Source organism: Cupriavidus sp. H19C3 (assembly GCF_049393815.1).
GTDB lineage: Bacteria > Pseudomonadota > Gammaproteobacteria > Burkholderiales > Burkholderiaceae > Cupriavidus.
This window is the reverse complement of sequence record NZ_CP184986.1, coordinates 2,159,391-2,184,010: the sequence shown is the minus strand read 5'-3', so window position 1 is coordinate 2,184,010 and position 24,620 is coordinate 2,159,391. Positions and strand designations below refer to the sequence as shown.

General features: G+C 66.2%; 24 protein-coding genes. 10 read left to right on the top strand and 14 right to left on the bottom strand.

Translation table 11 applies throughout. The features are described 5' to 3' along the window. Positions 1 to 42 precede the first annotated feature (42 nt). On the bottom strand, positions 43 to 1,686 hold the full coding sequence (locus tag DFLDMN_RS29260) for a hypothetical protein (RefSeq protein ID WP_423199242.1): 1,644 nt from the start codon (positions 1,684 to 1,686) through the stop codon (positions 43 to 45). A gap of 191 nt (positions 1,687 to 1,877) precedes the next feature. Between DFLDMN_RS29260 and blaOXA the strand changes: the two genes are divergently transcribed. Further along, positions 1,878 to 2,744 carry an OXA-1206 family carbapenem-hydrolyzing class D beta-lactamase gene (gene blaOXA, locus DFLDMN_RS29255; RefSeq protein WP_423199241.1) on the top strand — a complete coding sequence of 289 codons (867 nt, stop codon included), beginning with the start codon at positions 1,878 to 1,880 and terminating at the stop codon, positions 2,742 to 2,744. 167 nt (positions 2,745 to 2,911) lie between these two features. Here the strand turns inward: blaOXA and fliR are convergent, their stop codons facing one another. From fliR to fliL, 7 genes are all read right to left on the bottom strand, one after another. Further along, complete coding sequence (gene fliR, locus DFLDMN_RS29250) at positions 2,912 to 3,697, bottom strand: flagellar biosynthetic protein FliR (protein ID WP_423199240.1); 786 nt, start codon at positions 3,695 to 3,697, stop codon at positions 2,912 to 2,914. 10 nt (positions 3,698 to 3,707) lie between these two features. Next, positions 3,708 to 3,977 (bottom strand): flagellar biosynthesis protein FliQ, encoded by a 270-nt coding sequence (gene fliQ, locus DFLDMN_RS29245; RefSeq protein WP_423199239.1) that lies wholly within the window; start codon positions 3,975 to 3,977, stop codon positions 3,708 to 3,710. Between the two features lie 13 nt (positions 3,978 to 3,990). Continuing rightward, entirely contained in the window at positions 3,991 to 4,800 is an 810-nt protein-coding gene (gene fliP, locus DFLDMN_RS29240; protein WP_423199238.1) for a flagellar type III secretion system pore protein FliP, read from the bottom strand. Next, the gene (gene fliO / locus DFLDMN_RS29235) at positions 4,797 to 5,333 is read right to left on the bottom strand and encodes a flagellar biosynthetic protein FliO (RefSeq protein ID WP_423199237.1); all 537 of its coding nucleotides are present in this window, start codon (positions 5,331 to 5,333) and stop codon (positions 4,797 to 4,799) included. Before fliO ends, fliP begins: the two co-directional genes overlap by 4 nt. Continuing rightward, a complete protein-coding gene (gene fliN / locus DFLDMN_RS29230) occupies positions 5,330 to 5,779 on the bottom strand; it encodes a flagellar motor switch protein FliN (protein WP_423199236.1) in 450 nt (149 codons plus the stop codon). The genes fliO and fliN overlap by 4 nt, the downstream gene beginning before the upstream one ends. Next, positions 5,772 to 6,782, bottom strand: a complete 1,011-nt coding sequence (gene fliM, locus DFLDMN_RS29225) for a flagellar motor switch protein FliM (protein WP_423199235.1) — start codon at positions 6,780 to 6,782, stop codon at positions 5,772 to 5,774. The genes fliN and fliM overlap by 8 nt, the downstream gene beginning before the upstream one ends. Before the next feature lie 143 nt (positions 6,783 to 6,925). Next, positions 6,926 to 7,414, bottom strand: coding sequence for a flagellar basal body-associated protein FliL (gene fliL, locus DFLDMN_RS29220; RefSeq protein ID WP_423199234.1), 489 nt, complete (start codon positions 7,412 to 7,414; stop codon positions 6,926 to 6,928). A 252-nt stretch (positions 7,415 to 7,666) separates the two neighbouring features. Between fliL and DFLDMN_RS29215 the strand changes: the two genes are divergently transcribed. The 3 genes from DFLDMN_RS29215 (at position 7,667) to DFLDMN_RS29205 (ending at position 11,774) form a co-directional block, all read left to right on the top strand. Next, positions 7,667 to 8,386: a 4'-phosphopantetheinyl transferase family protein gene (locus DFLDMN_RS29215; RefSeq protein WP_423199233.1), complete on the top strand. Its 720-nt coding sequence runs from the start codon at positions 7,667 to 7,669 to the stop codon at positions 8,384 to 8,386. A 172-nt stretch (positions 8,387 to 8,558) separates the two neighbouring features. Beyond that, a complete protein-coding gene (locus DFLDMN_RS29210; protein WP_423199232.1) occupies positions 8,559 to 11,144 on the top strand; it encodes a bifunctional aconitate hydratase 2/2-methylisocitrate dehydratase in 2,586 nt (861 codons plus the stop codon). A 174-nt stretch (positions 11,145 to 11,318) separates the two neighbouring features. Continuing rightward, complete coding sequence (locus DFLDMN_RS29205; RefSeq protein WP_423199231.1) at positions 11,319 to 11,774, top strand: hypothetical protein; 456 nt, start codon at positions 11,319 to 11,321, stop codon at positions 11,772 to 11,774. Between the two features lie 44 nt (positions 11,775 to 11,818). On the opposite strand, the gene DFLDMN_RS29200 is transcribed toward DFLDMN_RS29205, so the two are convergent. Further along, positions 11,819 to 12,562, bottom strand: a complete 744-nt coding sequence (locus DFLDMN_RS29200) for an SDR family oxidoreductase (protein WP_423199230.1) — start codon at positions 12,560 to 12,562, stop codon at positions 11,819 to 11,821. Positions 12,563 to 12,676: 114 nt separating this feature from the next. Here DFLDMN_RS29200 and DFLDMN_RS29195 point away from each other — a divergent pair, with 114 nt between their 5' ends. The 3 genes from DFLDMN_RS29195 (at position 12,677) to DFLDMN_RS29185 (ending at position 16,644) form a co-directional block, all read left to right on the top strand. Further along, positions 12,677 to 13,600: a LysR family transcriptional regulator gene (locus tag DFLDMN_RS29195; protein ID WP_423199229.1), complete on the top strand. Its 924-nt coding sequence runs from the start codon at positions 12,677 to 12,679 to the stop codon at positions 13,598 to 13,600. A 273-nt stretch (positions 13,601 to 13,873) separates the two neighbouring features. Continuing rightward, entirely contained in the window at positions 13,874 to 14,176 is a 303-nt protein-coding gene (locus tag DFLDMN_RS29190; protein WP_423199228.1) for a hypothetical protein, read from the top strand. Positions 14,177 to 14,424: 248 nt separating this feature from the next. Then, entirely contained in the window at positions 14,425 to 16,644 is a 2,220-nt protein-coding gene (locus tag DFLDMN_RS29185) for a DUF6351 family protein (RefSeq protein WP_423199227.1), read from the top strand. A gap of 46 nt (positions 16,645 to 16,690) precedes the next feature. Here DFLDMN_RS29185 and DFLDMN_RS29180 read toward each other — a convergent pair whose 3' ends face one another. After that, positions 16,691 to 17,449, bottom strand: coding sequence for an anti-sigma factor family protein (locus tag DFLDMN_RS29180; RefSeq protein WP_423199226.1), 759 nt, complete (start codon positions 17,447 to 17,449; stop codon positions 16,691 to 16,693). Continuing rightward, positions 17,446 to 17,964 (bottom strand): sigma-70 family RNA polymerase sigma factor, encoded by a 519-nt coding sequence (locus DFLDMN_RS29175; protein WP_423199225.1) that lies wholly within the window; start codon positions 17,962 to 17,964, stop codon positions 17,446 to 17,448. Before DFLDMN_RS29175 ends, DFLDMN_RS29180 begins: the two co-directional genes overlap by 4 nt. 360 nt (positions 17,965 to 18,324) lie before the next feature. On the opposite strand from DFLDMN_RS29175, the gene DFLDMN_RS29170 reads away from it, so the two are divergent. The 3 genes from DFLDMN_RS29170 (at position 18,325) to DFLDMN_RS29160 (ending at position 20,916) form a co-directional block, all read left to right on the top strand. After that, a complete protein-coding gene (locus DFLDMN_RS29170; RefSeq protein ID WP_423199224.1) occupies positions 18,325 to 18,897 on the top strand; it encodes a hypothetical protein in 573 nt (190 codons plus the stop codon). Positions 18,898 to 18,959: 62 nt separating this feature from the next. After that, the gene (locus tag DFLDMN_RS29165; protein ID WP_423199223.1) at positions 18,960 to 19,163 is read left to right on the top strand and encodes a CsbD family protein; all 204 of its coding nucleotides are present in this window, start codon (positions 18,960 to 18,962) and stop codon (positions 19,161 to 19,163) included. Positions 19,164 to 19,488: 325 nt separating this feature from the next. Beyond that, positions 19,489 to 20,916, top strand: a complete 1,428-nt coding sequence (locus tag DFLDMN_RS29160) for an ATP-binding protein (RefSeq protein WP_423199222.1) — start codon at positions 19,489 to 19,491, stop codon at positions 20,914 to 20,916. A gap of 69 nt (positions 20,917 to 20,985) precedes the next feature. Here DFLDMN_RS29160 and DFLDMN_RS29155 read toward each other — a convergent pair whose 3' ends face one another. The 3 genes from DFLDMN_RS29155 to DFLDMN_RS29145 form a co-directional block, all read right to left on the bottom strand. Next, a complete protein-coding gene (locus tag DFLDMN_RS29155) occupies positions 20,986 to 21,483 on the bottom strand; it encodes an acyl-CoA thioesterase (RefSeq protein ID WP_423199221.1) in 498 nt (165 codons plus the stop codon). Between the two features lie 166 nt (positions 21,484 to 21,649). Next, complete coding sequence (locus DFLDMN_RS29150; RefSeq protein WP_423199220.1) at positions 21,650 to 22,060, bottom strand: hypothetical protein; 411 nt, start codon at positions 22,058 to 22,060, stop codon at positions 21,650 to 21,652. A gap of 205 nt (positions 22,061 to 22,265) precedes the next feature. Beyond that, the gene (locus DFLDMN_RS29145) at positions 22,266 to 24,317 is read right to left on the bottom strand and encodes a hypothetical protein (protein WP_423199219.1); all 2,052 of its coding nucleotides are present in this window, start codon (positions 24,315 to 24,317) and stop codon (positions 22,266 to 22,268) included. Positions 24,318 to 24,620 lie beyond the last annotated feature (303 nt).

Here is a 24,620-nt window from a genome sequence, read left to right as displayed (position 1 = left end):
CTATCTCTTTGCGTCGCCGCCGGGCGTCAGTGGTGGAGGGCGTCAGACTCTGCCTGCGAGCTCGGCCGGGAGGGTGGCGATATTGGCGAGAAAGAAGCCGCGCTCGTCGGTACGCAGCTTCGGCAATTGTGCGGTCAGACGTGCCATGGCGTGACCGGCGGCTGGCGAGGCGCCCTGCTCGTGGGCGAGGTACCAGACCGACTCGAGCAGCAGGTTGGCCAGCTGCAGCGCGTTGTAGCGGACGTGGCCGGCGTCATGTTCCTCGAGCGCGAACGCCGCCACCGAGGACCAGCGCGTAAAGCCCTTGGCCGGTGCGAACGGCGCATGGAAGGGGCGCAGCGCATCGATCGCGGCGGCCACCGTGAGCGGACGCTGGGCGCGGAACGCGGCCAGGCTGACTTGCGGTGCGCTCGCGCATTCGCCGCGCGCGATGCGCAGCAGGAAGATGGTGTTCCACGCCGAACCCCCGCCCACGCCGAAGCGGTCGCAGATCCATTCCGACAGGCCGAGCCAGCGCATGGCCTGGCGCTGGATGTCGCCGGCAGCGAGGGTCCGCGCGCTGTCCACCAGACGATGCTGCCAGAACAGCCAGAGCGACCAGCCGATATTGGCCGCGGCATGCTGCACGGCATCGACCGAGTCGGCCTCGTATGCCGATTGCAGGGCGCCGGCAAAGGCGGTCAGCGCACGCCCCGCGGCCTGCGCGCGCGCGTCGCCGGCAGCCGTGGCCGCGGCCGTGGTCGTGGTCGCCGGGCTGCTCGCCGGCCCGTGCATCGTCGTGCCGGGGCGCAGGGCCTCGCTTTTGCGTAGCAGCGCTTCGAGGTTCAACGCCTCGAAGCGGACGCGCGGATTGAAGCGCACCACCGGGCGCAGGTCGGCCTCGGCGTCGAGCTGGCCGAGCATGGCCAGCGCGGCCTCGGTCTCACCGCGCGCATAGCGTTCCCATGCACGCACGATGCAGGCCATGGCGGCAAATGTGGGCAGCGTGTCGCGCATGCCGCTGGCAATCCGGTCGAAGCGGCGCAGTGCCGCCCGGCAACGGTCGAGGCGGTCGCTCCGGCGCCAGGCCAGGCTCTCCTTGAGCAGCGACAACGCGTGCTGGAAGTCGTCGCCGGCATGGCGTTGCGCGGCGCGGAACGATTCGGCCACGCTGCTATCGCCGCTGCCGGCGAAGCCGTCCTGGGCCAGCCGCATGGCCTGCGTCATCTGGCGCCAGAACGCCATGTCGCGCATCGCATGCGCGAGACCGCCGTCCGTTGCCAGGGCCGGTGCGCCGAGATGCGCCACGCTGGCGTGCTCGCCGAGCCAGCGCGCCACGCCGGCAAGGTCGGTGCCGCGTCCACCGACACGAAAGCGCAGGCGGCGCGCACAGGCCTCGGGGAGCCAGAACGGCCCGCGGCTGCGGCGTGCACGGCTGAGCGTGGCGGGGTCGGCGTCAGGGTCGTGTCCCCAGCCCGCCGTCACCCCCCAGCGGGCGAAGTCGGCAAACGCGCGCGACACCATCATGCGGACATCGGCGGCGTCGGCAAAGCGCGCACGAATGGCCGCGGCCGGTAGCGCGGCGCCGTCGCGACGATGCGCAAGCCACAGGCGTGCGAGCAGCCAGACCGATTGATAGCGTGCCGGCTCGGTACCGACGCGGTACGGCGGGTCGAGTTCGACGGGAATGAGCGGAGTACGCGGCATGCGGGCTGCGGGTAGCGAGGTTGCGTGGCTGGCTGCGTCGTGACAAGGCGAAAGGGTGCCAGATATTGCGCATGTTACGCGTGTTACGTTGCGATCCGTTGGCATCCCGCGCGCCATCTCCTATGCTCCGCACCACGATCCGGGCCTGGATTGCGAATCGACACCAACAATACCGACAAGAGAGCCCTTTCATGCGACAAAGCATCGCCCGACGCTTGCTGCTGACGGTTATCACCGCGGCCATCCCCCTGATCTCGTTCGCAACGCCTGCGGCCAGCACCGCGGTGCCGGCCGATCAGCCCCTCGATCTGCAGGCACGCTTCGACGCCGTCCATACGCACGGCACCATGGTCATCTACGACCTGGGCGCACGGCGCACGCTGGTCTACAACGCGGCGCGCGCCGATACCGCGTATTCGCCGGCGTCCACCTTCAAGATCTTCAACTCGCTGATCGGCCTTGAAACCGGCGCGGTCAAGGACGTCGACACCGACCCGCTGCCGTGGGACGGCAAGGTGTGGATGCATCATGGCAAGCCGATCCTGCCGGCGGTCTGCAACGGCGCGGTCACGCTCCGGGTGGCATTGCGCAATTCGTGCGTGCCGGCCTATCAGGCGCTGGCGCGCCGCGTGGGCGCGCCCACCTATGCCCGCTACCTGGCGCAGGCGCACTATGGCAACGCGGACGTCGGCGGACCGGTGGACCGCTTCTGGCTGAACGGGCATCTGCAGATTACCGCGCGCCAGCAGGTGGCCTTTCTGCGCGAGGTGGTCGAGCGCAAGCTGCCGCTGTCGGCGCGCACCTACGATGCGCTCGACGACATCCTGACCATCGAGAAGACGCCGGAATATACGCTGCGCGCGAAGACGGGCTGGGCCACGTCCGCCAAGGTGGACGTGGGCTGGTGGGTCGGCTGGGTGACGCGCGGCGGCAATACCTGGCTGTTCGCGCTGAACCTCGACATGACGCGGCCGGAACTGTCCCCCGCGCGCATGGAGATTGCCCAGGAAGGGCTCCGGCAGGCCGGGGCGCTGCCGGCGCGGTGGCCGGCGCAGTAACGCTGCCGGTCAATCCTGGGTGACACCGTTGCCGGCGCCGCCGGTGGTGTCGCCGGGGTGTCGCCGGGGTGTCGCCAAGGGGTCGCCGAGGGGTCGCCTGTGGTGTCGTGGGTAGCGCGTTAGTGGTGCCGCGCGTGGTGCCGCTTGCGGTGTCCCTGCTGGCGCCGCTAGTTGGCGAACTGTCCCGTGACGTTCACCATGGCCTGCAGGCCGGCCTCGACCAGGTGCTGCATATAGGCGCCCATCTGCGGCATGACCAGCATCATCACCAGCATGCCGCCGCCCAGCGTGACCGGAAAGCCCACCGCGAAGATCGACAACTGGGGCGAGGCGCGGTTGAGAATACCCATCGACAGGTTCAGGGTCAGCAGTGTGGCGATCATCGGCAACGACAGCAGCGTGCCTGCCCAGAACACCATCGCACCGGCCCGCGCGACCGCGCCCCAGCCATGTCCGGACAGCGGCGTGGTGGCGATCGGCAGCGCGTTGAAGCTGTCGACCAGCGTGGCGAGCATGGTGAGGTGGCCGTCCATGGCGAGGAACATCAGCATCGCCACGAGGTTCAGAAAGCGCGACAGCACCATGGTCTGGCCGCCGGCATTGCGATCGTAGAACGCGGCGAACGACAGGCCCATCTGCAGGCCGATGACTTCGCCGGCGGTTTGCACGGCGGCGAACACCAGCCGCATGGTAAAGCCCATGGCGATGCCGATGCCGACTTCGTTGAGCACGACCAGCAGTCCCGCATACGAATAGACCGGCGCGGTCGGCAGGCTCTGGATGGTGGGCGATACCACCGCCGCCAGCGCCGCCGCGAGCCCGATCTTGGCGCGTCGCGGAATGCTCGACTCGCTGAACAGGGGCGCGGTGCCGAGCAGGCCCAGCAGCCGGAACATCGGCCACAGGAACGCGGCGATCCAGCCGTAGAGCTGGTCGGTGGTGACGTCTAGCACGGCGGTGCGCTCAGCGCGCGAGCGAGGGAATGCTCTGGAACACCTCGCGCATGTAGTCGACGTAGGTGTTGATCATCCAAGGGCCGACCAGCACCATGGTGACGAACAACGCGAGCAGCTTCGGGATGAAGGTCAGCGTCATTTCGTTGATCTGGGTGGCGGCCTGGAACAGGCTCACCACCAGGCCCGCGGCCAGCGCCACCAGCAGCAGCGGGGCCGCCAGCATCAGGGTCATCTTCATCGCCTGGGTGGCGATGGTCATTACCATTTCCGGTGTCATGGCGGGCTCCGGGTCAGTTCATGAAGCTCTGCGCGAGCGAGCCGAGCAGCAGTTGCCAGCCATCGACCAGCACGAACAGCATCAGCTTGAACGGTAGCGAGATGGTCGCCGGCGGCACCATCATCATGCCCATGGCCATCAGCACGCTCGCCACGACGAGGTCGATGATCAGGAACGGGATAAAGATCGTAAAGCCGATCTGGAACGCGGTCTTGAGTTCGCTGGTCACGAAGGACGGCACCAGGATCGACATCGGCACGTCCTCGGGACCCTGCATCTCGGGCGCCTTGGCCATCTGCGCAAACATGGCGAGGTCCTTCTCGCGGGTCTGGCGCAGCATGAACGCGCGCAGCGGCGCGGCGGCCCGGGTGGCGGCTTCCTCGAGGCTGATGCGGTTTTCCGAGAGCGGCTTGTAGGCGTCGGTGTAGACCTTGTCGAACACCGGCGACATGACGAAGAACGTCAGGAACAGCGACAGGCCCACCAGCACCTGGTTGGGCGGCGACGACGCGGTGCCGAGCGCGTTGCGCAGCAGGCCCAGCACGATGATGATGCGCGTGAAGCCGGTCATCATCAGCATGGCCGCCGGCAGGAACGACAGCGACGTCATCAGCACCAGCGTCTGGATCGACAGCGACCAGATCTGGCCGCCACCAGGCGCGGGCTTGCTGGTCACGCCCGGCAATGCCTGGGCATGGGCGGCCACTGGCAGCAGCAGGGCGGTGGCGACCACGGCAACCAGGGCAAGCAGGGGGAGCGCTGCGCGGGCGCCGGACGCCGCGGACGGCAGGCGCCGCGCAAGGGCGGCACGCACGGTGTTCATTTCTTCAGGTTTTCCTGCATCGAGCGCAGCAGCCGCTCGGCAAAGCTGCCGGACATGGTGTGCGGCGCTTGCGGGCCGAGGCCGGCCGTGGCCTGGCCATCCTGGGGGCGGTCGGCCGGCGCGGGCATGGTATGGAGCGGACGGATCTCGCCGGCGGACACGCCGAGTACGATCCAGGTGTCGCCCACTTCGATCATCACCAGGCGCTGGCGCGCGCCGAGCATCAGGCTGCCGACCACCTTCATGGCACCACCGGCGCCCTGGCGCATCAGGCCGGCACGGCGCGCGACCCAGGCCATGGCCAGGATCAGCGCGATCACGGCAAACAGGCCAAGGCCGGCTTGCGCCAGGCTGGCGCCGTTGCTGATCACGGGTGCCGCGGTGTGGGTGGCGGCGGTATTGCCGGCCGCGCCACTGGCGGCGCCCGACGTGCTCAGCACGAGACTGTCAGCGGCCCGCGCGCTGGCACAGACCAGGCCGGCCGCGCCCGCGCAAAGCTTCCGCGCAAGCCGCCAGCGCGAGGCGGCTGTCATTTGTTGAGCTTCCGGATACGTTCGGACGGCGTGATGATGTCGGTCAGGCGGATGCCGAACTTGTCGTTCACCACGACCACTTCGCCCTGCGCAATCAGGTAGCCGTTGACGAGCACGTCCATCGGCTCGCCGGCCAGGCCGTCGAGCTCCACCACGGAACCCTGCGCGAGTTGCAGCAGGTTCTTGATGGGCACCTTGGTGCGGCCGAGCTCGACCGTGAGTTGCACCGGAATATCGAGAATCATCCCGATATCGTTGTGGAAGCCGGTCGGAGCGTCCTGTGCCAGCGGCGGGAACACCGCGGCGGCCGCAGGCGTAGCCACGGGCGCTGCCGCGGCGGGTGCTGGCGTGGCGGCAGGCGCTGCCTCGGCACTGGTCTGCTCCGCGAGGGCGCTGGCCCAATCGTCCATCGGATCGACCGGCTTGTCCTCTTTGCCGTCAGTCATGATCGGTTTCCTTGTTGGAATCGGTGTCTTGGTAATTGATCATCCGTTCTACGCGCAACGCATACTGGCCGTTCATCGTGCCAAAGTTGCATTGCATGACCGGAACGCCGTCGACCTTGCCGAAGACGTGTTCCGGCAGTTCGATCGGCAGCACATCGCCGGCACGCAAGGCAAGGACATCGCCCACGGTGCTCTGCAGATGCGCGAATTCGGCGACCAGCTCGACCTCGGCGGCACGCAGCTGGTCGGAGAGCTGGCCCAGCCAGCGCTTGTCCACTTCCACCTCGTCCTGTAGCGGGTTGGTCAGCAGATCGCGCACCGGCTCGATCATCGAGTACGGGAAGCACACATGCAGCTGACCGCCGACGGCGCCCAGTTCGATATGGAACGCGGTGGTCACCACGATCTCGGTGGGGATCGCGATGTTGGCGAACTTGGTATGCATTTCCGACCGGACGAACTCGAGGTCGATCGGATGCACCGTGCGCCAGGCCTGACCGTAGCTGTTGAGCGTGAGGTCGAGCATGCGGCGGATGATGCGTTGCTCGGTCTGGGTAAAGTCGCGGCCTTCCACGCGGGTGTGGAAGCGGCCGTCGCCGCCGAACAGGTTGTCGACGACCAGGAAGACCAGGTTCGGGTCGTACACGAACAGCGCGGTACCCCGCAGCGGCTTCATGTGGACCAGGTTCAGGTTGGTCGGCACCGGCAGGTTGCGCACGAAGTCGCCGTACTTCTCGATGCGCACGGAGCCGACCGAGATGTCGGCGCCGCGGCGGATGAAGTTGAACAGCGCGGTGCGCAGCGCGCGCGCAAAACGCTCGTTGATGATCTCGAGCGTATGCAGCCGGCCGCGAACGATGCGTTCCTGCGTCGCGAGGTTGTAGGGACGTATCCCGGTCTCGTCGGCAACGGGTGCGCTCGCTTCGGGCGCATCGGAGTCGCCCGATACGCCTTTCAGTAGTTCGTCTACCTCGTCCTGCGAGAGGAACTTGTCGTAGGCCATCTAGTGTCCTGCCCCATGAACGGCTATGTGGATGAAGTTGTCCGGTTCCCGGATCAGCCGGCGCGGCAGGAGCGGCGGCGGCAGGAACGGAAGTCGGACAGTTTCATATCGGATTGCTCTGGTTCGTGGGGCGGTGCTGCGGCTTACTGCACCACGAACGATGTAAACAAGACATCCAGGATCTTCTGCGGCGGCAGCCCGGTGGCAAACGGCTGGCTCACGGCCTGCTGGATGTCCTGCGCGAGCTTGCGCTTGCCTTCCACGGTCGCGAGGTCGCCCGGCTGCCGTGCCGACAGGATCAGCAGGATGCGGCTGCGCGCCTCCGGCTGGTACTGGGCCAGACGCGCCTGCGTATCGCTGTCCGCCACCTTCAGCGACAGACCGGTGTGCAGGAAGCGGTCGCCATCCTCGCTCTTGAGGTTGACGGTAAACGCATCCAGCGGCACGAAGATCGGCGGAGGAACCACCGGTGCGGCCGGAGCCGCCGGTGCATGATTGCCGCCGAAGACGCTGCCAAGCACGAAGCCGCCAACGCCCAGAGCTGCCACCAGCACGCCGCCGCCAATCAGCAGCAGCCGGCCGCGCTTGCCGGAATTGCCGCCAGTCTGGGAGGGGGAAAGCGTGTTCGCCATGAGAAGCCTGTGTCGGAATGCCTGCCATTCTTCCGGAATCGCAGGCAAGCAAAGGGCCGATAAAAAGGGGGAAACCCGCTCAGCTTGGCCGTTTGAGCTGGACGGGCATGGCAGGGCCGCTGGCTTGTGCATACCGAGTGCGCCTGCATGCTGGTTAACGAATTGGCGGCGCGGAACTTAAGATGCACGTATCGTGAATACAACAAAGAGACGACTTCAGGTGGACCTCCGTTCCCATTCGTGGCGCAAAAAGTGATCCAAAGCAATCATACGCTTGCCGTGGCACTCGGCTTGCCGTCCGGTGCCGCGCTCAGTCGCTGCGTGCCGCCGGCCAGTCCCGAAGAGGCCGCCCGCGTGCTGCGCGGCGGCCCCTTGCCCGCGCATCTGGCCAGCGCCGCGCCGCGCCGGCGCACGCAGTTCCTGGCCGGGCGGCATTGCGCCAGTCAGGCGCTGGCGGCAGGTGCCGCAGCCGCGGGCGTGGCGACCCCGGAGGTGATCGTCGGTACCGGCGAGGACGACCTGCCCGCATGGCCGGCCGGATGGACCGGCAGCATCAGCCATACCGACGGCATGGCCGTCGCCGTGGTGGCCCCCACCACGCTGTGCGCGGCGCTCGGTATCGACGTCGAGCCATGGATCGAGCCCGCGCGCGCGGCCCGCCTCGCCGATGCCATTGCGTTGCCGGAAGACGTGGCGCGGGTGGCGGCAGTTGCCGCGCTCACGCCGGCGGCCGCGCTGACCTTGCTGTTCTCGGCAAAGGAGGCGCTCTACAAAGCGCTCTATCCGGAAGTACGTCATTACTTCGGTTTCGATGCGGCACGCCTGCACGCGTGTGGCCAGGGCTGGCTCGAACTCGTGCTGACACGCCACTGGCATCCGCGCTGGCCGGCCGGCACGGTGCTGCGCCTGGGAGTGGCGAGCGACCATATCCATGTGTATTGCGCACTTTACCTGAGGCAGGACAAGGGCTAGCGGTCTTTACTCTTATATAAGATATAAGACATTTGATCTCGGACCGACTTCGGATTACAATCACGTCGCCACGGCCGGCCTATTTGTTGACGGCCTGTCGGCGGCCTCGCAGAGACCGAGCGCCGTGCACCACAACCAGAAGTAACCGAAACCCTATTACCAGCAGGTTCCCATGCTTGATACCTATCGCGCCCATGTTGCCGAACGCGCCGCGCTTGGCATTCCTCCGCTTCCGCTGACCGCGAAGCAGACCGCCGACCTGATCGAACTGATCAAGAATCCGCCGGCTGGCGAAGCGCAGACCCTGCTGGACCTGATCACCTACCGCGTGCCCGCCGGCGTGGACGACGCCGCCAAGGTCAAGGCCTCGTACCTGGCCGCCGTGGCCCTCGGCAACGAGAAGACGCCGCTGATCTCGCGTGCGCGCGCCACCGAACTGCTGGGCACGATGCTCGGCGGCTACAACATCTCGCCGCTGATCGACCTGCTCGACGACGCCGAAGTGGGCACCGTGGCCGCCAACGGCCTCAAGACCACGCTGCTGATGTTCGATGCCTTCCACGACGTCAAGGAGAAGGCCGACAAGGGCAACGCCAATGCCATCGCCGTGATGAAGAGCTGGGCCGAGGGCGAGTGGTTCACGAGCCGTCCGGAAGTGCCGCAAAGCCTGACCATCACCGTGTTCAAGGTGACCGGCGAAACCAACACCGACGACCTGTCGCCGGCACCGGACGCGTTCTCGCGCCCCGACATTCCGCTGCATGCGCTGGCCATGCTCAAGAACGCGCGCCCCGGCATCACGCCCGAAGAGGACGGCAAGCGCGGCCCGGTCAAGTTCATCGAGGACCTGAAGCGCAAGGGCAACCTGGTGGCCTACGTCGGCGACGTGGTCGGTACCGGTTCCAGCCGCAAGTCGGCCACCAACTCGGTGCTGTGGTTCACCGGCGAAGACATTCCGTTCGTGCCGAACAAGCGCTTTGGCGGCGTGTGCCTGGGCAGCAAGATCGCCCCGATCTTCTACAACACGATGGAAGATGCCGGCGCGCTGCCGATCGAACTCGACGTGTCGAAGATGGACATGGGCGACGTGATCGAGCTGCGCCCGTACGAAGGCAAGGCGCTGAAGAACGGTGAAGTGATCGCCGAGTTCAAGGTCAAGTCCGACGTGCTGTTCGACGAAGTGCGCGCCGGCGGCCGCATTCCGCTGATCATCGGCCGCGGCCTGACCGGCAAGGCGCGCGAAGCCCTGGGCCTGCCTCCGTCGACGCTGTTCCGCCTGCCGCAGAACCCGGTGGATACCGGCAAGGGCTTCACGCTGGCGCAGAAGATGGTGGGTCGCGCGGTCGGCCTGCCCGAGGGCAAGGGTGTGCGTCCGGGCACCTACTGCGAGCCGAAGATGACTTCGGTGGGTTCGCAGGACACCACCGGTCCGATGACGCGCGACGAGCTGAAGGACCTGGCCTGCCTGGGCTTCTCGGCGGACCTCGTGATGCAGTCGTTCTGCCACACCTCGGCCTATCCGAAGCCCGTGGACGTGAAGACGCACCAGACGCTGCCCGCGTTCATGAGCAACCGCGGCGGCATCTCGCTGCGTCCCGGCGACGGCGTGATCCACTCCTGGCTGAACCGCATGCTGCTGCCCGACACCGTCGGCACCGGCGGCGACTCGCACACCCGCTTCCCGATCGGCATCAGCTTCCCGGCCGGCTCTGGCCTGGTGGCGTTTGCCGCCGCCACCGGTGTGATGCCGCTGGACATGCCGGAATCGGTGCTGGTGCGCTTCAAGGGCAAGATGCAGCCGGGCGTCACGCTGCGTGACCTGGTCAATGCGATTCCGCTCTACGCCATCAAGCAGGGCATGCTGACGGTGGCCAAGCAGGGCAAGAAGAACATCTTCTCGGGCCGCATTCTCGAAATCGAAGGTCTGCCCGAACTGAAGGTGGAGCAGGCGTTCGAGCTGTCCGACGCCTCCGCCGAGCGCTCCGCCGCCGGCTGCACGGTGCGCCTGAACAAGGAACCGATCATCGAATACATCAACAGCAACATCACGCTGCTGAAGTGGATGATCGCCCAGGGCTACCAGGATGCGCGCAGCCTGCAGCGCCGTATCCATGCCATGGAAGCATGGCTGGCCGATCCGCAACTGCTGGCGCCGGATGCCGACGCCGAGTACGCCGCGGTGATCGATATCGACCTGGCCGAGATCCATGAGCCCATCGTGGCCTGCCCGAACGACCCGGACGACGTGAAGACGTTGTCCGACGTGGCTGGCGCCAAGATCGACGAAGTGTTTATCGGCAGCTGCATGACGAACATCGGCCACTTCCGTGCCGCGTCGAAGCTGCTCGAGGGCAAGCGCGACATTCCGGTCAAGCTGTGGGTGGCACCGCCGACCAAGATGGATCAGAAGCAGCTGACCGAGGAAGGCCACTATGGCGTGTTCGGTTCTGCCGGCGCGCGTACCGAATCGCCGGGCTGCTCGCTGTGCATGGGTAACCAGGCACAGGTGCGCGAAGGCGCGACGGTAATGTCGACCAGCACGCGTAACTTCCCGAACCGTCTGGGCAAGAACACCAATGTGTACCTCGGCTCCGCCGAGCTGGCCGCGATCTGCTCGCGCCTTGGCCGTATCCCGACCAAGGAAGAGTACATGTCCGACATCGGCGTGATCAACGCCAATGGCGACAAGATCTACCAGTACATGAACTTCGACAAGATCGAGGACTTCAAGGAAGTGGCGGACACGGTGACGGCGTAAGTTCTTCGCCGCACCAGCAGTACTGAAAACCCCGCGCGTAGCGATACGCGCGGGGTTTTTTTCTGACGCGGCAAAAACAACGTCGAAGTGCCGCATGCAAGGCCCCACCCCGCCCGTTTTCCTGCCGTACGCGAACCTGTCCTATATTGTGATCCACACGCTCAGGAGCGCACCATGCCGAACTCCCACGAAGATCCTCTGGCCGGCCTGTTCAACGCGTGGTCGACTTCCGCGCGGGACATGATGAACGGCTATGCGCGGTTCTTTGTTCCGGAACGGCTCACACAACCCATCCTGCCAGGCTGGAACGTCGGCAATACCTATTTTGTCTCGGAAGACAATTCGCGCGATCCGGCCATGGAGCGCCGTATCCTGGCGCAAAACAGCTACGGCCGTCAGCTCGGACGCATCATGGATGCGCTGGTATTTCTGGTTGGTGCGCAGCCGCCGGAAGTGCGCGACAACAACGCTGCCCTGACCTCGTTTCTCCAGTTGGCCGGCGAGATCAACCAGATCAAGAAGACGGCTCGGGCACATCGATACGATGAATTGAAAGCAGCCATCGAGCTCTTGCGGACCGAGTGTCCCGAGGATTTCGCGCGTCTGATGAGGGCCGTGGACAGATCGTAGCGATCGTAGACGCGCGCCGTGCGACGCGCGTCCTTCTCTCTCTCTCAGGCGGCAAAGCCACCGTCGATATTGAGGCTGGCGCCGGTCACGAAACCGGCTTCCGGGCTGGCGAGGTACGCCACCATGCCCGCGATTTCCTCGGGGCGGCCATGACGCGGCAGCGCCATCAGGCCATGCAGCGAGGTGGCAAAGTCGCTGCCCTGCGGGTTCATGTCGGTATCGACCGGACCGGGCTGCACGTTGTTGACCGTGATGCCGCGCGGGCCGAGGTCGCGCGACATGCCCTGCACCAGCCCCTTGAGCGCGGACTTGCTCATGGCATAGGCGCTGCCACCGGCAAACGGCATGCGGTCCGCGTTGGTGCTGCCGATATTGATGATGCGCCCGCCCTCGCCCATGTAAGGCAACGCTGCCTTGGCGGCCACGAACACCGCGCGCACGTTGACCGCGAGCGTCTTGTCGAAGTCGTCCAGCGAGAATTCGGCCACCGGGCCGAGCAGCAGCACGCCGGCGTTGTTGACGAGGATGTCGATCTTGCCGAAGGTGTGCGCGGCGTCGTCGATGGCTCGCGTCACCGCAGCCGCATCGGCGGCGTCGGCCTGGAAGGCTTGCACGCGGCCGCCCTCGGCCTGGATGGCGTCGACCAGCGCCTGGGCGCCGGCCGCCGATTGCTGGTAGGTAAAGGCGACGGTGGCGCCGGCTTGCGCCAGGCGGCGGACCACGGCCGCGCCAATGCCGCGCGAACCACCGGTAACGAAGGCAACCTTGCCGGACAAAGAGGTGTTCATTTGGATAACTCCCGTGCAAATCGTTGAAAGTGAACCCAGTATGGACGACTGATTCCCCTACCGGTAGGCATGAGTTGCGATCAACTTCTTCAACCGCTGGTATAAGCTACGGGCATGGAAGCCCTCAATCTGCTCGAATCGTTCGTCCAGAGTGTCGATACCGGCAGTTTTTCCGCCGCTGCGCGCCGCCTGGGCATTACCCCGGCCGCGGTCAGCAAGAATGTGGCGCGGCTGGAGTCGCACCTCGGCCTGCGGCTGTTCCAGCGCAGCACGCGCCGGTTGACCCTGACCCAGGGCGGCGAACGATTCTTCCGCCAGGTCTCGGACCCCTATGCCACGCTGCGCGACGCGTTTGCCGGCGCGGCGCAGGAGGCGGGCAGTCCCGCCGGCGTGCTCAAGGTCGGCATGGCGCTCGCGTTCGGGCGCGAATACCTGCTGCCGTTGCTCGGCGACTTTCTGGCGCGCTATCCGGCCATCGTGCCGGACTGGCAGTTCCAGAACCGTGCCGTCGACCTGATCGCGGAAGGCTTCGATGCGGCCATCGGTGGCGGCATCGAACTGACCGAAGGTATCGTCGCGCGCGAGCTTGCGCATACGCACGTGGTGGCGGTGGCCGCGCCCGACTATCTGAAGGGACGGCGCGTGCCGCGTCACCCGTCGGAGCTGGCGGCATGCGATGGCATCGTGCGGCGCTCGGCGTCCACCGGCCGCGTGCGCGCCTGGACACTGCGCAACCAGACCGGCGAGGAAGTCTTCGTCGAACAGCGCGCACGCGTGATACTCGATGACCCCGAGGCCATGGCCTATGCCGCCATGCAAGGGCTGGGCGTGGCGCTGCTGCCGATGCCGCATGCGGTGCGCTGGCTCGAAAGCGGCGCGCTGCAACGGCTGTTGCCCGGCTGGTTTGCCGACAATCCGCCCGTGGTCCTCTACTTTCCCAACAAGACGCTGCTGCCCGCCCGCACACGCGTGTTTGTCGACTTTATCGTGGAGGCATTCCGCACCCGCGGGCTCGACCGCCGCTTCGACGGACGCTAGCCGGACTTGCGTGGAAGCGGCCCTGGGGTCGGGACATCCCGCCTGGACACACGCGATTGCCTGCGTGCGAGCGGCCACGGGCTAGTTCGGGGGAGGTACATCCGGGGGAGGTACATCCGATACCTTCGAGACATCCTATACTCGACGCGCCGCCCTCCTGCCCGAGACGACATCATGACCGAGCCCGCCGCCCCTCAGTCCTCACCGTCTTCATCCTCGTCGTCCTCCGCGCCCCCCGCGCCCCCCGCGTCATCGCTGCCGACATGCCAAAGCGTGCCGGCCGGCTTTCGCCAGGGTCTCATCACCGCCATCACGGTACTGCTGGGGTTCTCGCTGGCGTTCTGGCAGTTCTGGGGCCTGGAGGCGTCGGGACGATGGAATGCGCGCGCGATGTTCGCTGGCGTGTGCCTGCTGGTGGCCGTGGTACTGGAGATCGTCTCGCTGTTTCGCGCGTTGCGTATCGAGGACGATGCCGTCGAGGAATACCGCAAGACGGTCCAGTGGTTTATCGCGTCGGCCCTCGCACTCGTGGTGGGCCTCGCGGGTGCCATGGTCGACGCCGCGCTCGCCGACTGACGCGCTGCAGGTCTTCCCGCGCTTGTAAATCGCGCAGCGCGTTCTTGCACGTGATACCCGCAACTACATGGTCCCGTGCCGCGGATCTTGCGCTTCTTACACGCGCGCAAATGTATGCCAACGCGTCGACGTCACGCGTCATGGCGCTTATTTCAACCTTTTGGTAAAGCGCTTCTCCGCCATCTAAGCTGGCCTTGCAGTCGCTCAACGCGACTGCCTTAGACCAACAACGACACACGGAGACTCCCATGAAATCGTTACGGCAATGGTTCGGCGCGTTGCTCGCCGGCACCCTGGTCATCGGCCTTGCGTCCTGCGGCGGAGGTGGCGATGACGATCCGGGCGTAGCGCCCACGGTCCAGCTGCTTTCGTCGCAACCCGACTATGTGACCGGCGGCACCGCGCTCGTCGATGTGAGTGTGCCGGTAGGCGTCACCGACAAGCGGCCGCTGCAGATCACGCTCAATGGCAATGACGTGACCGCGCAATTCCAGCCCAGTGCCACCGACAGCTCGCATCGCCAGGCGGTGCTGACGGGCCTGACCAACGGCGTCAACAGCGTGGTCGCGCGCGTGGGCAAGGCCTCGTCCACCATCACCATGACCAACTATCCGATCACGGGCCCGGTCATCTCGGGCCCGTGGCAAACGCCGTTCATCTGCCAGACCAGCACATTCGTGCTGCCGGACGGCTCCACGCTCGGCGCGCCGCTCGATGAAAACTGTTCGGCGGCGACGCGTGTCAACTATCTCTACCAGTCGACCACCGACGGCCAACTCAAACCGATGACCGACCTCACCACGCGTCCCGCGGATGTCGCCACGGCCACCACGCTGGCCGGGACGCAGGTGCCGTTCATCGTGCGCGTGGAGACGGGGACCGTCGACCGCGGCATCTACCAGAACGCGGTGCTGCACGATCCCACCACCGAGAGCGCGCCCACGCCGATGAAGCCACCCAAGGCCTGGAACCGGCGCATGATCGCCATCGAAGGCTTTGGCTGCCCTGGCGGCTGGTATGTCCAGGGCGGCGCGCAGGGCAATCTGCAGAGCGCGGGCTTCGACTTCAGTCTGCTCAACCTGCAGCGCCTCGGCGAAGGTTATGCGATGTTCGCCAATACGTTGCAGCATGCGTCCAACAACTGCAACGCAGTGCTGGCGAGCGAGGCGGCGATGATGTCGAAGGAAGCCACCATCGAGCGCTTTGGCGTGCCCGACTTCACCGTGAGCGCGGGCTGCTCGGGCGGCTCCTACGGCAGTGCCCAGCCAGCCGACCGCATGCCTGGCCTGTTCGATGGCGTGATGCTGCTGTGCACATTCCCCGATCCGCTCTCGATTGCCTTCTCGGGCTCGGACGGGCATCTGATCACGCACTACATCACGCTCAATCCAGGGGCGTTGAGCGATGCGCAGATTGCCGCAGTGACCGGCTACAAGAGCCGCAAGGCGTTCGAGGATGCCGCCAACCAGGCCGGCCGCACCGACCCGGTGCCGAATCGCGTCGACTATGCCGGCTATGTGTCGGCTCCGTTCAATGCGATCGTGCCGGTGTCGCTGCGCTACGACCCCGTCAACAACCCGCGTGGCATCCGTGGCACGGTCTACGATGCGGCGAAGAACGTCTACGGTGCGGATCCGGCCACCGGATTTGCACTGCGGCCGTTCGACAACACCGGCGTGCAGTACGGGCTGGCGGCGCTCAACGCGGGCGCGATCTCGACCACGCAGTTCCTCGACCTCAACGCGCAGATCGGCGGCTACGACCAGGACGCCAACTACGTACCCACACGTAGCGTGGGCGACCCCGGTGCCATCCTGCGCGCGCAGCAGAGCGGACTGCAGCTCGGCACCAATGGCGGGCTGGCCAGCATTCCGGTGTTCGACGTCACGGGCATCTACAACGATGACTCGGGGTACCACTACCAGTGGTTCCACTTCGCGGTGCGCGAACGCATGGTGCAGGCCAACGGCGATAGCCGCAACCACGTGATGTGGCGCGGCAATCCGGTGCCCGCGGACACGGCCTGGAACACCTTCATCACCTGGGTGGCCGCATACAAGGCGGACAAGACCACCACGGCGCAGAAGGACAAGGTGGTCACGTACAAGCCGGCCAATGCCGTCGATGGCTGCTGGAGCGACGCATCCACGTTCATCAACGAGACGCAGACGCTGAGCCCGATCGCCAATACCACCTGCAACGGCCTGTTCCCGTCCTGGACCGCACCGCGCATCGCGGCCGGCGGGCCGGTGGCGGCCAACATCATCAAGTGCACGCTCAAGCCGATTGCCGCCACCGACTACACGGTCATGTTCACCGGTGCGGAAATGACGCGGCTGCAGCAGATCTTCCCCAACGGGGTCTGCGACTGGAGCAAGCCGGGCGTCAATCAGGCGGGGGTGGTGCCGAACGGCTCGTTCGGCCCGTCGCCCGTCAACGTGGTGTACGACGCGACGGCGAGCATGTAGCCGTGCGGCGCGCCCTCCCGTGCGGGAGGGCGCGCGCCGCGCAGGCTTAGCTGCGCGTGGGTTCGATCGCCCGCTGCAATGGCGCGGTGGTCGGCGTATCGGTGGGGCTGACCACGGCGTAGAAGTAGCGCCCCTGCCGCCAGTATTGCGTCAGCAGATTGCCTTCCTTGCGATTGCCGTTGTCGAAGTGGAGCAGGTCGCCGGGCGGACGCACGTAGTACACGATCGCCTGGCCCTGTGCATTCTGGTACAGGACCATCGCGGCGGTGCCCTGCTCGGACGACATCAGCCGCCCGCTCACGGGTTTGAAGCCGTACTCGGTGAAGTCGGGCAGCGGGGCGGGCTGCACGAAATGCCGGTTGAGCCAGGCCTGGATATCGCGCGGGTCATTGGCTTTGACATCGACTACGGGTGTGGTGTCGCTGACCGCGAACAGGCGATAGGCCTGCACCGCGTCCGCCATCGGCAGGTACGACTGGCGCATCGCGTATTCGCGCGACTGCCAGCCGCCAAGGCCGCCGATCACCAGCGCCATCATCACGGACGCGGCCATCGCCATGTGCTGGCGCGAGCGATCGCGCAGGTTGCGACGAATGCGGAAGGGGTCGAGCCGAGCCGGCGTGTCGGCCGGCGGCGGCTCCAGGCTGGCGCGCAGGCGTTGCGATTCGTGCCGGATCTGCTCCACCTGGCGGGCAAGATCCGGGTGGCCGGCGAGCAGTGACTCGATCTGGCTGCGCCGCGTCTCGTCGAGCTCGCCATCCACATAGGCGTGCAGTTCGGGTTCGGTGGGCATCAGGGCGTTCATTTCAGAACCTGCAGGGAGGGTTGGACGACCTGGCCTTCGGTCAGATCGCGGAGGGCCTTGCGGGCGCGCGATACCCGCGACATCACGGTGCCAATGGGCACCGCGAGGGTATCGGCGGCTTCCTGGTAGCTGAGTCCTTCCACGGAAATCAGCAGCAGCAGCGCGCGTTGCTCGACCGGCAGGCGGTTGAAGCCGTCGAGCGCGGAGCGGGCCATCACGACATCTTCGGTCGATGGCGCCATGTCCTCGTCGTCGCCCACGCCAAACAGCGAGAGCAGGCCGGCATAGCGCTTGGCGCGGCGCTGGCCGTCGAGGAAAACGCGATAGAGGATGGAGAACAGCCATGCGCGCAGGTCGCCGCCGTCCCAGCGCGTCTCGCGCCGCGACAGCGCGCGCTCGAGGCAGGTCTGCACGAGGTCGTCGGCGCTGGACTCGTTGCGCGTGAGGGACAGCGCAAAGCGGCGCAGTCGCGGGATGACCTCACGCAGGTCGTCATCGGTAAATTCCTTGCTCATATCGGCTCACCATCGCTCGCAGGTCGGTCTACTGCATGGAAGACGAACGGCGCGCCGGCTTATTCCCGCGGGCCGTAGAAAATTTTGCCGGAGCGCCGCCGCCATCACAAGCGTCGGGAACGGCGGGGTGGCGCGGCGCTCCGTGGGCCCCACGAAGTACGCCCCACGTTCCCCCGAAGTGTCGCCCCGAAGTGTCCCCCCATAGGTGTGGGAATTGTCTTACGTGTATTTCGGAAGGGGGCTTCTGCTTCGTCAACCGGCCAAAACATAACCTTCAGGTACGGTGTGGTCACGGCAGCAGGGCGCCCGAAACGCCGCGTCGCGACCCCGACAATATCCACACTAGAGAAGGAGCACGACATGATGAAGAAGTGGCTCACGGCAGCAGTATGTTCGATGATGGTGGCGGCCCCGGTCGGCGTGGCGTACGCACAGGCAGGCTCCAAAGCCGACTACGACGCTGCGACCAAGCAGGCCGACGCCGACTACAAGACCGCGCGCACCAAGTGCGATGCCATGAAGGACAACGCCAAGGACGTCTGCCAGGCGGAAGCCAAGCGTGACCGCGACGTGGCCAAGGCCAACGCCGAAGCGCGCCGCGACGGCACCGAAAAGGCGCACGCCAAGGCCCTGAAGACCAAGGCCGACCGCGACTACGACGTCGCCAAGGAAATGTGCGACGACAAGAAGGGTAACGACAAGGACGTCTGCGTAAAGCAGGCCAAGGCCGCGCATGAGCAGGCCCTGGGCGCCGCCAAGGTCGACAAGGCCGCCGCCACCGGTACCAGCACCGACGTAGCCGAGGCTCGCGCCGACGCGCGCAAGGACACCAGCGACGCCGCCTACAAGGCCGACAAGGAAAAGTGCGACGCGATGTCGGGCGATGCCAAGGACAAGTGCCAGGCCAATGTGAAGGCCAAGTACGCGCGCTAACCCGGGCGCGATTCACGACGATTGCGTCAACCACCCTATAGCACGACAGCAAGGAGCTGAACATGAATTGGGACCAGATGGAAGGCAAGTGGGATCAGGCCAAGGGCAAGATCAAGGAAAAATGGGGCAAGCTGACTGACGACGACATGACCGTCATCAACGGCAAGCGCGACCAGCTGGCGGGCCGCATCCAGGAGCGCTACGGCTACACCAAGGAGCGCGTCGAGGAAGAAATGCAGGCCTGGGAACGCGACACGCGCTGGTAAGGGAAGCGCGCGGCGCCAACTTATGGTGCCAACTTACGATGCGCGGACGAACGCATCGGCCAACGACGGGGCTTACGGCCCCGTCGTTGCATTCTTGCGCCGTCCCGGCACCCGTCTGTAGTAGGGAGGCGGGCGCGCCGGCGGCGGCGTCCTGCCCCATTGGCACCCGGTTTGTGCATGCCACGGCGCAAATTCACGCCTGTGCGTGACGAATTAAGCATTAATTAGACCTGACTACAGTCGAATTTAGTACGGGCGACAACACCGGGGTCGTACCATGGCGGCTCCTCGACTCCGTCGCGCATCCAGCAGGTGCGCGGCTGGCATGTACGCGATCCTGCCCGCCTTCGTTTCGTCGATCTTTCTCGGTTACGGCCTCTATGTGCTGGTGACCCAGGGCGTCACGCGCGTCTCCACGTCGTTCTTCCTGCTATGCGCCACCACGTTTGCCTGGCAGGGGACCTGGGCCTTCCTGTTCCAGGTCGAGCATCCCGACGTCGCCATGCTGCTGGCCAAGGTGGGCTACCTGTTCATCATCTTCCTGCCCACCACGTTCTATCACTTCATCTGCGAGGCGACCGAATGCCGTAGCGAGCGGCCGACCCTGCTGGCCTCGTACGGGCTGAGCCTGATTCTCGCCGTGGTGCTGCTGACCACGCATCAGGTGGTATCGGGCTACTACACGCTGTTCTTCGGCGATTATCCCAAGGCCGGGCCGCTGCATCCGCTCCACGTGGCGCAGACCATGGTGCTCGCGCTGCGCTGTGCATGGCTGCTGGTCAAGGCGCGCAGGAATGCCACCGCCGAGCGCCGGCGCCGCTTCAACCTGTGCCTGGTCGCGCTGGGCCTGTACTCGCTGGCGGCGGTCGACTACGGCGTCAACTATGGCCTGGCCTTCTATCCCCCGGGCGCCATCTTCATTGCGCTGAGCCTGGGCATTCTTGCGCTCAGCGTGGTGCGCTACGACCTCATGCATCCCTATTCGCTGGCGGCCACGGTGGCGCATGAGGTGCGTACGCCGCTGGCGACCATCCGCATGCAGGTGCAGGAGATGGCGCGCATGTGGCCGCAGGTGCTGCAGGGCTACCGGCTCGCCGTCGAGCATGGGCTGGTGGAGGACCGCCTGCGGCCGGAGCAGATCGAGCGCATGTGCCATGTGATGAGCGGGATTACGCGCGAGGTCGATGGCACCAGTACGGTGATCGACATGGCGCTGGCGTCGGTCACGCTGGAGCGGCTGGACCGCAGTACCTTCGCCCCGTACGGGCTGGCCAGCTGCATCGAGGCGGCGCTCGAACGCTATCCGTTCCAGCCCGAGGAGCGTGAACGCGTGCGCGTGCAGGGCGTCGACCCGGGCTGGCGCTTCGTCGGCTCCGATACGTTGCTGGTGTACGTGCTGTTCAACCTGCTGAAGAATGGCCTCTATGCGATTCGCCAGCATGGCTCGGGCGAAATCGAGATCGAGGGCGGCATGGAAGGCAGCTATTACCTGCTGCGCTTTCGCGATACCGGGCCGGGCATTCCGGCCAACGTGCTGCCGCGCATTTTCGAGCCGTTTTTCTCGACCAAGGCGCATGGGCGCGGCAACGGCCTGGGCCTGGCGTTCTGCCGGCGCGTGGTGGAGGCGTTCGGCGGGCGCATCGAATGCGAATCGCGCGTCGGCGTGCATACCACTTTCACGCTCCGCCTGCCGCGCTTCCGGCCGCTGGGCGATCATCCGGACGAGCGCTTCCGCACCCGCGCCGCCGGCTGAGACAGCCGGCGGCAACGGCTACGATGGCATCGCGGGCGATGCCAATGCGGTCACGTGGCCCGCGTCAGCTCAGTTGGCAAACGGCGGCAGGATCAGCTCGTATTCCTTGACCCGCTCGATGATCTCGCGCGGAAAGCGGGTAATCCGCTTGTCCTTGCCCGCAAAGACGATCTGCTGGTAGCCCAGGGACACAGGGCGACCTTCCACGCTGAAGCGGAACAGCAGGTAAGCCGAGCATTGCCGCACCTGGAACGTGTTGAGGTAGCAGTCGACCCGCTGGAACGGGAAGGTTTCCTCTACGTATTCCTGGTGCGCGCGCTTGGTCACGAACACGCCGCCCGCCGCCAGCAGGTTGCCATGGATGCATTCATGGAACCAGCGCTCGCGGCAGATACCCTGCCACTCGAAATACCTCGCGAAGTAGGTATTCATGAAAGCATTGGAGTCCTTGAGATAGATATCGATGGCATGGTGAAAGGTTTTTTGCGGGGAAGTGTCCAGGACCTCCTGCCCGAGCAAGGCGGTGCCGCGGTTAAGAACTTGAGGAATCACGTCTCGCATCAACATGGAAAAACTCCCGTCAATGGCTGCATTGCGGCAGCCGGCGCAGGCCCCGGGGAAGGTCGGGGCATGATGCATTCTGGCGTGATGTCCTGCGCCGGTGGCGTAGGCGAAGGTGGGGGGCGCCGGGAAATCGGCGAAATCAGGGAATTCCCCGCAATGGCGGGCAGTGTCACTTGCCGGCAGTGCTGCCGGTCGGGGAGACGGAGGCCTTGCCAGGGGCGGCGGCGCCTGGGGTGGCGCTGGTAGCGGGGCCGGCAGTGGCGCCGGCAGGATGGGCGGAAGCGGGGGCAATCGGCGTGACGGGCGCGTCGACCAGCTTGCGCGCCCGGTCGAAATTGCAGCGGAAGGCGTAGCGCCCGTCGCCGTCGGTGATCTCACCGATCACGGCGGTGCCGTTGCGGCCTTCCATCGCGTTGATGCTGTCGAAGCGGGCCTTCTCATGACCCTGGCGCACGACTGCCTTGCGGCATTCCGCACTGGCCTGGGCGCGCGCGTCCGCGATCGCCGGTGAGGTCAACGCCGACAGGCAGCCGCCGACGATGACCAGCGATACGGCATGGGATCGGGACAAGCCGGGCATGGCGCGCTCCTGGAGAACGATCGTGACAGCGAGAGCTTATCAGCCGATCGTGCCGAAGCACGTTTCAAGATGTTTCCGGGCAAGGGGCCGCTACCCCTCTCCCGGACGCGCGCGACGCGACAGAGAGAGGGCACAACCCCAGTGAGGTAACGGCCCGGAGGCAGAGGGCACGGCCGGCGAGGGCGCGCGGCCCTCGCGGCCTGACTTACTGGAACACCGTGCGACCGACCACGCGCGTGAACTTCTGCGTGTCGTCCGCCGTCGTCGAGCGGAGCTCCACCGTACGGAAGTCGCCTCCCGCCATCGCCGGCAAGGCCGCCACCTGACACGCGCCGTTGAGGTTGGAACTGGCCTGGTTGGCGGTCACCGTGGCTGCGGTCGCGCTGTGCGAGGCCGGCGAGGCCTGCAGGGCAAAGCGTACCGGCAGGGGCTGCGCGGCCTGGTACGCATAGACGACGGCGCGGTCGACCACTTCCGCGTTCACCGTCCATTGCACGTTCACGCTGGCGGTGGCGCCGCTGCCAGGCGTCAGGTACGACGTCAGCGTCGAGGCATTGACCGTATTCCACGCTTCGGATGCCAGTGAGGCGGGCGTCCGTACCGGGCCGCTGGTGCGCAGCGTGAAGGTGAGGTCAGGCGTGGCGTTCAACGCCGTCTTGTTGCTGCCATCGAAGTTGCGGTTCCACACCGCGAAGGTGTACTCGCCAAAGGTCGGCAGTGCCTCGATCTCGCTGTCCGGGAGCGGCGTCGGCGCATAGCGGACCGCGCCGCCGGTCAGTGCGCTCCACGTGAGCGTATCGGCGCTGTTCACCGGCGTGGCCGCCAGTGCCAGCGTGCTCGCCGCCTGGTTCGAGGCGAAGATGGTCGCGTTCGGGTAGACGGGGTCGTCCGCCGCGTACACCAGCGAGCCGTTGGTATTCTGGATGACCATCTCGCTGAACGTGCCGCACGCGGTCGAGCGGGTCAGCACCACGCCGGCAGCTGGCAGGCCCGGGCCGGTGACGCGCACGACCTGGGCGCCGAGCATCGTGCCGCGCATCGGATTGACCAGCAGGCGCAGCGCGGTTTCATAGCGCGACACTACCGAGCCCGCCACCGGGTTCTGTTCGATGACCCGGCTGATGCGGCGCGTGACGGCGGCCTCGAAGCTGCGCTGGTTGCCGGTCAGCGTCCAGACGCCGTTGCGATTGGTCACGAGCCTGGTGATGACACCGGTGGTGCCGTCGGGACGCACCAGCGGGAAGCGGACCAGCACGGTCTGCTCGCCCAGTTCGTTGGTCGAGGAATAGACCACCACCGGGGCGCTGAACGTCGCGCTCGAATTGTCGTCGGACGTCAACGCCAGCGACGAATCGTCGCCCACCGAATAGCTGTTGTGAAGGTAATCGCTCGAGAACGCCTGTGCGCACGCGTTGAGTGCCACGCCGCCCTGGACGCGGCTGGTCCTGGGCAGCGCGTAGCACGCCTGCAGCGCCTGGCGGATGCTGTCGAAGGTGGCCGCATCGACGTTCACCACGGGTGTCGGCAGGGCGCGCGGCGGGTTGTCCGGCGAACCGGCCGTGAGCGTGACCGACGGGCCGTCGGTGGCGTGGCCGGAGAGGTCGGCGCCGAGCGAAGTCAGTTTGACGCCGCCGGTGATCAGCGTGACGAGCAGGCGGTCGAGCACCTTGTCGGCGCCCTGGCCCTGCACCGTGAGCGGGGTCGCCATCGGGTCGAAGGTGCTCGCATCCAGTCCCGCTTCGGTAATGATGTTGCTCAGCACCGTCCGCAGCAGCGCCACCATCTTCTGCACCTGCGCAGGCGTGGCGAGCGCACGGATCGCGTTGATATCGTTCAGATTAACCGGCCCGCCGCTCGCGGCCAGCAAGGCCACGACCGCCGTCGTCAGCGGCGTGACGTTGACCGTGACGGCGCTGTTCGGTGCCGGCTTCTCGGCGACCACGGCGACGTAGTTCACCACCGCCCCGTTGGCCGTGCCGGTCGCGACGATGGCGAACGGTGCCTGGAAATTGCTGACGTCGAACGCGTAATGACCATTGCCGTCCGCAACCTGGCTGCCGACGGTGGCGCCCGTGGCGTCGACCATCGAGACGCTCGCGCCCGGCATGAACGCGCCCGAGGCGGCGGTGCCCTGCACGATCGCCACCGAGGCCGGGGTGGCCGGGGCGCTGCCGCCGCTATCGCCGCCGCCGCCACATGCCGCCAGTACGGCAGCCGTCATGACCGCCAGCGCGGGACCCCAGGCAGCTCGGCTCATTCGATGCTTTCCCATGAAACGGATTCCTTCCTTTTTCTTGTGGTGTCGTTGTGTTTTCAGGCAGGTACTGAATACCCGGGCGCCAGCATAGAGGAGTGGCATTGATGCCACTTCCCTGCCAGCGAGGGGTGTATCGGCAGTGTCACAAATGGCGTTCGGAGGGGCCGCGCCGTGCCCAAAAAGCGGCGTATAAGACATTTTTAAACGAATCGTTATTTTCTTAAAAGCCCTGTCAACGCGGCAATATTTCAATCCGTTACGGATCATTACGAGCCAGGCCTGCGCTGTCCCCACGCAGACCAC

What these genes read in the sequence shown, in the direction of transcription:
- DFLDMN_RS29260 (WP_423199242.1), bottom strand. Translation starts at nt 1,686, where the DNA reads ATGCCGCGTACTCCGCTCATTCCCGTCGAACTCGACCCGCCGTACCGC.
- blaOXA (WP_423199241.1), top strand. Translation starts at nt 1,878, where the DNA reads ATGCGACAAAGCATCGCCCGACGCTTGCTGCTGACGGTTATCACCGCG.
- fliQ (WP_423199239.1), bottom strand. Translation starts at nt 3,977, where the DNA reads ATGACACCGGAAATGGTAATGACCATCGCCACCCAGGCGATGAAGATG.
- fliP (WP_423199238.1), bottom strand. Translation starts at nt 4,800, where the DNA reads ATGAACACCGTGCGTGCCGCCCTTGCGCGGCGCCTGCCGTCCGCGGCG.
- fliO (WP_423199237.1), bottom strand. Translation starts at nt 5,333, where the DNA reads ATGACAGCCGCCTCGCGCTGGCGGCTTGCGCGGAAGCTTTGCGCGGGC.
- fliN (WP_423199236.1), bottom strand. Translation starts at nt 5,779, where the DNA reads ATGACTGACGGCAAAGAGGACAAGCCGGTCGATCCGATGGACGATTGG.
- fliM (WP_423199235.1), bottom strand. Translation starts at nt 6,782, where the DNA reads ATGGCCTACGACAAGTTCCTCTCGCAGGACGAGGTAGACGAACTACTG.
- fliL (WP_423199234.1), bottom strand. Translation starts at nt 7,414, where the DNA reads ATGGCGAACACGCTTTCCCCCTCCCAGACTGGCGGCAATTCCGGCAAG.
- DFLDMN_RS29210 (WP_423199232.1), top strand. Translation starts at nt 8,559, where the DNA reads ATGCTTGATACCTATCGCGCCCATGTTGCCGAACGCGCCGCGCTTGGC.
- DFLDMN_RS29205 (WP_423199231.1), top strand. Translation starts at nt 11,319, where the DNA reads ATGCCGAACTCCCACGAAGATCCTCTGGCCGGCCTGTTCAACGCGTGG.
- DFLDMN_RS29200 (WP_423199230.1), bottom strand. Translation starts at nt 12,562, where the DNA reads ATGAACACCTCTTTGTCCGGCAAGGTTGCCTTCGTTACCGGTGGTTCG.
- DFLDMN_RS29195 (WP_423199229.1), top strand. Translation starts at nt 12,677, where the DNA reads ATGGAAGCCCTCAATCTGCTCGAATCGTTCGTCCAGAGTGTCGATACC.
- DFLDMN_RS29185 (WP_423199227.1), top strand. Translation starts at nt 14,425, where the DNA reads ATGAAATCGTTACGGCAATGGTTCGGCGCGTTGCTCGCCGGCACCCTG.
- DFLDMN_RS29180 (WP_423199226.1), bottom strand. Translation starts at nt 17,449, where the DNA reads ATGAACGCCCTGATGCCCACCGAACCCGAACTGCACGCCTATGTGGAT.
- DFLDMN_RS29175 (WP_423199225.1), bottom strand. Translation starts at nt 17,964, where the DNA reads ATGAGCAAGGAATTTACCGATGACGACCTGCGTGAGGTCATCCCGCGA.
- DFLDMN_RS29170 (WP_423199224.1), top strand. Translation starts at nt 18,325, where the DNA reads ATGATGAAGAAGTGGCTCACGGCAGCAGTATGTTCGATGATGGTGGCG.
- DFLDMN_RS29165 (WP_423199223.1), top strand. Translation starts at nt 18,960, where the DNA reads ATGAATTGGGACCAGATGGAAGGCAAGTGGGATCAGGCCAAGGGCAAG.
- DFLDMN_RS29160 (WP_423199222.1), top strand. Translation starts at nt 19,489, where the DNA reads ATGTACGCGATCCTGCCCGCCTTCGTTTCGTCGATCTTTCTCGGTTAC.
- DFLDMN_RS29155 (WP_423199221.1), bottom strand. Translation starts at nt 21,483, where the DNA reads ATGTTGATGCGAGACGTGATTCCTCAAGTTCTTAACCGCGGCACCGCC.
- DFLDMN_RS29150 (WP_423199220.1), bottom strand. Translation starts at nt 22,060, where the DNA reads ATGCCCGGCTTGTCCCGATCCCATGCCGTATCGCTGGTCATCGTCGGC.
- DFLDMN_RS29145 (WP_423199219.1), bottom strand. Translation starts at nt 24,317, where the DNA reads ATGAGCCGAGCTGCCTGGGGTCCCGCGCTGGCGGTCATGACGGCTGCC.